The 8,285-nt window shown below is 44.5% G+C and carries 5 protein-coding genes; 3 read left to right on the forward strand and 2 right to left on the reverse strand.

Going from position 1 to position 8,285, the window contains the following annotated elements:
* The first annotated feature begins 114 nt into the window (after nt 1-114).
* The 3 genes from ACYVHX_RS29550 (at nt 115) to ACYVHX_RS29560 (ending at nt 4,757) form a co-directional block, all read left to right on the forward strand.
* The gene (locus tag ACYVHX_RS29550; RefSeq protein WP_460675332.1) at nt 115-1,602 is read left to right on the forward strand and encodes a DUF3987 domain-containing protein; all 1,488 of its coding nucleotides are present in this window, start codon (nt 115-117) and stop codon (nt 1,600-1,602) included.
* 100 nt (nt 1,603-1,702) lie between these two features.
* Nucleotides 1,703-3,415, forward strand: coding sequence for a hypothetical protein (locus ACYVHX_RS29555; protein ID WP_460675333.1), 1,713 nt, complete (start codon nt 1,703-1,705; stop codon nt 3,413-3,415).
* Nucleotides 3,416-3,830: 415 nt separating this feature from the next.
* Complete coding sequence (locus ACYVHX_RS29560) at nt 3,831-4,757, forward strand: sugar phosphate isomerase/epimerase family protein (protein ID WP_460675334.1); 927 nt, start codon at nt 3,831-3,833, stop codon at nt 4,755-4,757.
* Nucleotides 4,758-5,388: 631 nt separating this feature from the next.
* Here the strand turns inward: ACYVHX_RS29560 and ACYVHX_RS29565 are convergent.
* Nucleotides 5,389-7,788 carry a tetratricopeptide repeat protein gene (locus ACYVHX_RS29565; protein WP_460675335.1) on the reverse strand — a complete coding sequence of 800 codons (2,400 nt, stop codon included), beginning with the start codon at nt 7,786-7,788 and terminating at the stop codon, nt 5,389-5,391.
* A gap of 63 nt (nt 7,789-7,851) precedes the next feature.
* Nucleotides 7,852-8,148 (reverse strand): DUF3592 domain-containing protein, encoded by a 297-nt coding sequence (locus ACYVHX_RS29570; protein WP_460675336.1) that lies wholly within the window; start codon nt 8,146-8,148, stop codon nt 7,852-7,854.
* Nucleotides 8,149-8,285 lie beyond the last annotated feature (137 nt).

An 8,285-nucleotide genomic window follows, 5' to 3' on the forward strand; every position in this document is an offset into this window, starting at 1 on the left:
CTAAATTAATGGACTAAACTGTTTTTACAATTTTGTCCAACCATTTAGGGGGCTAAGACACCGTCAACCAAATGCTTGAGAGAAGTAAAGTCAAATCTATTAAAACATACTAAAATGAACATTTCAAATTGGACGATGCCCGATGGGGCAGGGTACGAAAGTCATAATTCCAGAAGTGGAAGTGTTGCTCTGTCCGATGTCACCTTTGATGATATCGAAAGCTATTTAGCTGCAATTGAAAATTCTGACGAGGTAGATTTCGAAGAAATCGTAGTTGAGCCGCCAAAAAGTAAATCCGACGGGGGTGACAGGGTTCCGCCCACTGATGTTACAACGGAGGAGGCCAGCGAAATGGAATCGAATATGCCTTTTATTCCCGAATCCCTGTACAAACGTCTGCCACTGCCTTTAAAAAAGGTTTGTGAGAGCTTCGAGGACTGGCGGGAACGCGATGTGTTTCTGGTTTCAGTCTTGGGAGTTTTAAGCGGCTGCATCGATAATGTAACGGGAACGTATAGTGGGGATCGGATTCATGCTAATCTTTTCATATTCATTGCTGCACCGGCCGCCAGTGGAAAAGGAAGCATGGTCTGGGCCAAAAGCCTGGTGGGCCCGCTGGACAAAGCGTTAAGGGCATTGCCGATCAACGGAGAGGATAGAATTCTTATCCTCCCGGCTAACAACAGTGCCGCGAATCTGATCGGGCAGTTGAACCAGAATGGCGGCAGAGGCATCATGATCGAAACCGAGGCCGATACGCTGGGAAATAATATCCGCCAGGACTGGGGCAATTTTTCAGACCTGCTCCGGAAAGCCTTTCACCACGAACCGGTTTCTCTGGCGCGGAAGACCAAAAAAGAACTTGTCGAAATTGATAATCCCCGCTTATCGATCGTATTAACAGGTACACCGGGCCAGGTTGTCGGCATTATTCCCTCAGCGGAGAATGGGTTGTTTAGTCGCTTTGCCTTCTATCATTTCCAGGAAATGGCCAGGTGGCGGGATGTGTCCCCATCGGCTCAGCGAGGGGATCGCGCGGCCCTGTTCGAGAAAACAGGGACTTGGTTTGCCAAAGAGATCCTGCAATTTGCGCAGCGGCCAGTAAAATTTTCCTTTACCGAAAGCCAGTGGGCGGTGCTGAATATCAATTATTCGCATTTACTGAAGCAAACTCAAGCCGAATTAAGCCCCGATGTTCAAGGTGCTGTAAAACGTTCTGGTTTGATTGTCTTTCGGCTGGCGATGATATTAAGCGCGGTTCGGCGATTGCAGCATGAGCACCGGTGGGCGGAGGATATAGAGTGTAACGAGGCTGACTTTCGCAGCGCCATCGAACTGGGGGAGGTTCTGTTTCAGCATTCGGTCAACATCTTCGACTTGCTGCCCAAAAAAGAGTTGGCGGGGCTCAAGCCAGAACATCGGAAGTTTTACGGGATCTTGCCCGATGGTGTTTTGTTCAGCCGGGCCGAAGCCGTCAAGCTGGGTGAGACAATCGGCATTGCTGAACGAACCGCAGATAAATATCTGGAGAATCTCTACCGGGTAGGCTACCTCGTTAAGGAGAAGCTACAGGGAGAGAGCCGCAAGTACCGTAAAAGTTAATCTGTAAACCGACTGCAATTCATGCGAGGCGTGCAAATGGTTCTCTGTCCCAGGGTTCGAGTTGTACGCTTCGCAGATTTGTACGCCCTTATTTTTGACGATGACACATCAAAAGACCATTACGCTTCCACACAACCTAGACCTGGGTCACCTGCTAGAAACGCAACCACCGCACCATCCTTTAGCCATTGATAAGCTACAGTACATCCTGGGGTTGATTTATGAACTACCCGCTTATGATCACCGGTTTCTGCCGGGTATGGAAGACGATGTATTGTATGTGCCGCTGAATTCACAGCTGCTGAAACGTCGAATCCGGGACTATCAGCATTACCTGCGCTATCTGGTCACAGTTGGCGTGCTGGAGTGCGATAACATCTATATTAAGGGAATAAAGTCACGGGGCTACCAGTTTACCGAAACCTACCGGGTCAAAACCAGCGTGGTGACGATAACCGACCCCAAATTGGTTCAGCCGGATGGGCTTCAACAGGAAAAAAGAACAAGAGCCCGGGAGCAGTATCCGTATTTGATACATCATTTTGCGGGCCTGCAGATCGATGTAGATCGGGCGCAGGCATATATTGACGGACTCTATGAGGAGCAGCGTCAATCCGCTGATGGGAAGGTTAGACGGAGTGCAGCCAGTCGACACGGCAGTTACCAAACCATGATTCATCGACTGGTGGGTAAAACCGAAATGTTTTCGGTGGATACCAGTGGGCACCGGTTTCATAGCCCGTTAACTAACCTGAAAAGCGAGCTGCGGCAGTTTCTAAGCTTTAACGGGCAACCCTTAGTGGCCATTGACCTAAGTTGCTCGCAGCCTTACCTGGCGATGGTTTTGTTTCACAAGGACTTTTACCAACCCACTCAAACAACGCAGACGCTTACCTTAGCCGATCTGCCCGAGTTGACCCAAAAATTACTATCACCAGCATTAATTGATCGAATTATTACACATATCGATCAAATTAACAGTAGCCAGGCTAGTTTTAACGGTAGGGGTAGTGTTAGTTACGCTAGTGAAGAAAAAAATAACGGTACTCATCACGAAATTAACAGTAGAGGTAGTGAAAGTGACGGCACCTCTAGTGTTAATTTGGTCGATAGTAATGAAAATAACATTAGTGCTAGTGAAAATAAAGGTAGCGCTTTAGTTTCTACTTTTCGTTATACTACTTCTTATACTACTGGTAGTATAGAAGCAGCATCACCCTCTCTTTCACCCCGAGTCCCCATTATGTGCGCAACTCGTAAAAAACTATTTTCGCAGTTTAAAAACGCAAAACAAGTACAGGAACAGCGGTTAGATATTGCAGCAGAAATTTCTGAATGTACAGCCCGGGTTAGTCAGGGAAACCTCTATGAATATTTGGGGGAGAAGCTCCAAAAAGTAACCGGTAAACGCATTAAATCCCGCAAGGCATTGAAAGCCATGATCAGTACCGCCCTGTTTTCGGAGAATGATGAATACCGTGTTTTTTTTGTTGCCCGTAAAGAGGCCTTTCAATCGGTGTTCCCCTGGGTGTTGGGGTTACTGGAACTGCTAAAGCAAGACAATCATACCCGTTTAGCCCACATACTGCAGACCATTGAATCTCATATATTCCTCAACCGGATTGCGGGCCGGATTAGTCAGGAGAGTCCTGAGGTGCCGTTATTCACCATCCATGATTGCCTGGCTACAACGTATGAATTCGAAGGGTATGTCGAACAGGTGATCAGAGAAGAGCTGGAAAGCGCCATTGGTATCGTTCCCCACCTGAAACGAGAGGAGTGGAGTAGTGATGATAAAGAGATAGTCTCTTAAATGCCATTTAAATCCTCGCTAAGCGATTATCTTTCTAAAGTTGATACTGAGATAGTTAGGAAAAATAATGTCATGATGGGGCTAAAAATGGCCTTAAAATTAATGAATTAAAATGGGTTATATACTATAAGAATTAAAATTCATAATTTGCTCAATAAAATCCAGGTTTATAAATTCACCGCTTCTGAGGAATAACCAAGTATTATGCAAATAAAAGAATGATAATTGAGGTTTTTAACTTAAATATGGTTCTAGGTAAAAGAAGATATTATATTGAAGTATACGGCAAGATAAAATAAATAATGTCTAGCCATATGCTTCTAAGTAGGTGTACTGGTATTTTGCCTTTTATAAGCGTTTTCTGTTACGGATACTTCTGGGTTTCTGTAAAGGTTAAATCATACCACCTACGAGCATGGGCCAGCAATCACCAGACCGCAGAGCTTTTCTCAAAACAGCCTTGGCCAGTGTGCCACTTGTTTTTACCAGCCGAGACGAGATTAAATCGCTGGCTTCTGGGAAAGTTGAAAAACCTCTTCCCGTTCGATTAAGCTGTAACCTGTATTCCTTTAACGAACCCTTGTCGAAGGGGCAGATAAGTCTGGAACAAGTGTTAAACTTTTGTGCCGATCTGGGTTTTGCGGCAGTTGATCCGACAGCATATTATTTTCCCAACTATCCCAATCTACCGGAAGATGACTATGTCAATACCATTAAGCGAAAAGCGTTTCGGCTGGGTCTTGCCATCAGCGGGACAGGGGTACGCAATGACTTTACGCTGCCTGATTTCTCCCGCCGAAAAGCCGAGGTAGAGTTGGTTAAGAAATGGCTGGGCTTTGCCAGCCGACTGGGAGCCCCGGTGTTACGGATTTTCGCTGGAACAGGTAAAGAGTTGCAAGCGGGCTATAACCGTGAGCAGGTAGAGAAATGGGTCGTTGATGCCATCGTTGAATGTACGAAATATGCCGCTGAGCAAGGGGTAGTTCTTGTACTGCAGAACCATGCTGATTTCATCCAAACCGCCGATGACATCCTATCGATTGTGCAGCAGGTCAATTCGGATTGGCTAGCCGTGAATCTGGATATTGGTAGCTTCAAGATTGGAGACCCTTACGCGCATATCGCTAAAGTTGCCCCTTATGCAGCTACCTGGCAAATCAAAGAAAATGTGTTTGTCAATGGACAGGAGGTCGCCACGGATCTTTCCAGAATAATGCAAATCATCAGTCAATCGGGTTATCGAGGGTATCTGCCCATCGAAACTCTAGGCAAGGGCGATCCTCGTGTCAAGGTAACTGCTTTTTATAAGAAAGTGAGAAGTGCCGTGGAAACCATGGGGTAATATCAACATGGATAAACCTTCAAATTTATTGTATGTAAACAAAAGGGAAGGAGCATACGATAGTAATAAATTAACCGCATTTCATACCAGTGAAAATTTTCTCTATCATATATTATCATAGCATTATTTCCACATTCAAACTTGATATACTCCTCATAATAAATCTCTCTTTACCCAATTCAAACTCAAAAACAGAGGGTAGGTAGGGTAACTGAAAACCACAAACCCTTCGGATTTTCTACACTTGCATAATTTGTAAATAAAGGTTGTATTAATGCCTTTGCTTAACAAGTTTGCACGGTTTGCAACTTTGCACGTTCGTAAAAATTCATAAACGTTCGCACGAACTCAACTACGGCGTTCAAAATGAGAAGTTGATTCGTGAGACGACAATTTGAGAATGGTGAATGAAGCTCTGAAGGCATACGCGGTAGGGTGGAACATCGTCTCTCGAAAACGGGCGTTTCAAGATACTGCTAGACACATCAATCACCTTGGCAGATTTGCATTCTTCTTGTAATAAACGAATAAAAGAAGGGCTGCCGGTTGGAGCAGGCAATTATTCCAATTCTTCTCATCGGCAATAAGGCCAATGGTGCGTTTTTGATTAACCTTATTCGCAATCGTGAATTTAACGCTTTTTAGGGCTCATCGTGTTCAGGCGATTTTTTAGCCTTTTTACTTCCCTGGCTGCATCATGATTATCGGGTTCTAAACCCAGGGCTTGGGTATAATCCTCAAGTGCATTCAGAAGCTGTCCTAAATATTCGTAGAACTGTGCTCTAGTTTGATAGGCTACACTTCTTGTATAATACGTTTCTGTATTCTCCAGTGGAGCGACCAAAATAGCTTTGGTATAATCAGCCAGTGCGTCGTCATTTCTATGCAGAATTTTATTTAAGTCCGCTCGCGAGGTATATAAAATTTCGTCATGCCTTCCCAGGCTTTCCACTTTATTAAAGTCTGAAAGAGACTGCTTGTACTGTTTTAATTCTCGATAGAGAGAAGCTCGTTGAAAATAAGCGTCTGGCCAGCTGGGTTGGGCCATTATGGCTTTATTCAAATACGTAAGGGCTTTACTATGTTCCCCTTTTATCGATGCTTCAATAGCATCAAGAACAAGGGCATTATGCGCTATACTAATACTAACAACGGAGTCCGCTGACGCTAAAGTAGCTGTATGGTTGGACTGATTTGGCAGGGAATATCCGATTGATACTGAATGGTTCGCCGTTAGATTATTCGGGTCTAAACGCAGGGCCTGAATATAATCCTCAAATGCATTGGCAGGCTGGCCTAACTTCTCATAGAATTTGCCCCGAAACGTATAGTACGATGCCTTTTTCTCTAGTGGAGCGGCTGAAATAGCTTGGGTATAATCGGCCAGTGCGTCGTCATTTTTATGCAGAATCTTGTGGGTTGCCGCGCGCCACTCATATAAATTCGCGGTACGATTTCCCTGGCTTTCGGCTTTGTCATAATCGGCGATAACCTCATTATACTGATTCAAATAACCATACGTGTTTCCTCTGAGAAAATAAGCGTCTGGCGAATCGGGCTGGGCTTTTATGGCCGTGGTCAGGTAGTCGATGACTTTACGATAATCATTTTTATTGGAGGCTTGCAGAGCCGCCTTAAAATTGGTCGTGTAAACAGTCGACGCACTTTTGTCAGTCGACCCTGACGAGGATGGGGAAGCTGAATTGTTTGGTTGTGCCGAACTGGCCACGGTTGAACTCACCTGTTCGCCTATCGAGAAATCCGCTTTCGGGTTACTCTGCTGAGAAGGCGTATCTTTTCTGGCACTGTTGTTGGCACTATACCCGGTTTGAGAAGTATTGTCAGCCTGCTGCGCTTGTGTGTCTGCTACGTCTGGCGAAGATGGAGACGATGTATCCTGCGGCTCAACGAACGGATTGATTCCTGAACCCGGCCGACCGCTTGGAGCATAGTCGGCTTCATTCCATTCGTCCAGTATATTGTGGTTAAGTGGACATTCCTGTACTTCTTCAAGAATTTTTTTAGCCTCTGCCAGGAGTGGATCACGATCGGAGCGCTGTTTGGAATAAAAGTACTTTTCCATATTCTCATCAATGAATTCTCTCGAATTATTCAACGCACTTGGCTTCTCCCAGTTGATGGCTTCAAGAAAGTCAATATAAGCTTTATTACTTATGAGCGCTGCCCTCAAGTCTAAAATATGGTACTTTACACAAGGCAAGCTCCCGTTTTTATGTGCCACTAATGCCCAGCGACGATCTTGTTCTGCAATACGCGCATAGTTTAATAACTTAAACCATTCGAGATATCTGTATATTGAGAAAGGATCATCACCGAGCTTAACAAAGTGTGGCGTCTCGGCATTGACCTTTTCATACAACTTCTTGGCTTCATTCATGACTGCCCAGGTTGCAGGGTCAAATCCATTGGAGCTTGCTGACTCAAATGTGGAAAGACCATTTTGGCCCGGGATGTTTTTTGGGGCCGTACCCGATTTCAAGACCCAATCCGAAATCCACCAGTCAATATCGAGGTTCTCCGAGCAGTTGGTGTCGAAACAGCCACTTATCAATTTGCTGTCCTTTGCGGGTAAGACGACAGGCATGTTCTCCAGCACAGTGCCCATTTTACAATTGGCCTGGTTGGGGTCTCCACTGCCTTCGAAGCACTTTACGGTTCGTTTTATGTAAAACCCACGGAGATTCACCGGAACAGCATTAGCATTGGCTAGCCGGGCATCGACCTGCCAGATGTATCGGTCTTCAGCCTGGCCTTGAATAGTAGCATGTCGATAGGATTTGGTTAAAGTCGCCCGTATTTGCAGAGACAGGCCATTTTGGTTATAGACAACTTTTTGGGCGTGTAAGAGAGCTGACGTGATGGTGAGCAGACTAAAAATAAGTATCGTTTTACTCATCATGAGTAGTTCAAACAATTGTCGTAAACGGCTAAAATAATAGACAGCTAGTATAATACGAAAATTCTCATAAAATGCTCTTTTTTTGGGATAAATAGAAGAGGAAGTCTTCATTAGTTGATTTTCGACACGAAAATGAGGTTTTAACCAACAGCGATGTCTATTATCAAATTATTATTATAAGCCCAAAATACTGAAGATACCTATCAACAGACCAATGGCTCCAATCACTATAAGAAGTATGGGCAGTACATGAAGATTAAAAAAAGAAAAAATTTCAATACGAGTCACATCATTCGGGTCATAGATAATTTCCAGTTTTGTTCCTTCTCTTTTAGCAGGTCTATAGCCTGTTCTTAATTCTTGAGTGATCCACTCTTGCTTGTCGGTTAGAAAACCAACAACCGGATAATGCATTCGACCCTTTAAATGGTTTAAAACTATACTTGCATTTGCTTTTTTCCCATGACGCAAAAGGGATCGGTTTTCGTGCCAGGAGTAAGACCCGACTAGGACGAATATTGCCGCAAATACGAGAAATACTGCTTCCGCTGTATGTCGTCAAATGAAAGTGGACAAAATGGGTGAAAATGAGAAGAGACAATTCAGTA

The sequence above is a fragment of the Larkinella ripae genome (assembly GCF_054780775.1).

Coding starts and splice junctions, on each gene's coding strand:
- ACYVHX_RS29550 (WP_460675332.1), top strand. CDS start 115: ATGAACATTTCAAATTGGACGATGCCCGATGGGGCAGGGTACGAAAGT.
- ACYVHX_RS29555 (WP_460675333.1), top strand. CDS start 1,703: ATGACACATCAAAAGACCATTACGCTTCCACACAACCTAGACCTGGGT.
- ACYVHX_RS29560 (WP_460675334.1), top strand. CDS start 3,831: ATGGGCCAGCAATCACCAGACCGCAGAGCTTTTCTCAAAACAGCCTTG.
- ACYVHX_RS29565 (WP_460675335.1), bottom strand. CDS start 7,788: ATGAAGACTTCCTCTTCTATTTATCCCAAAAAAAGAGCATTTTATGAG.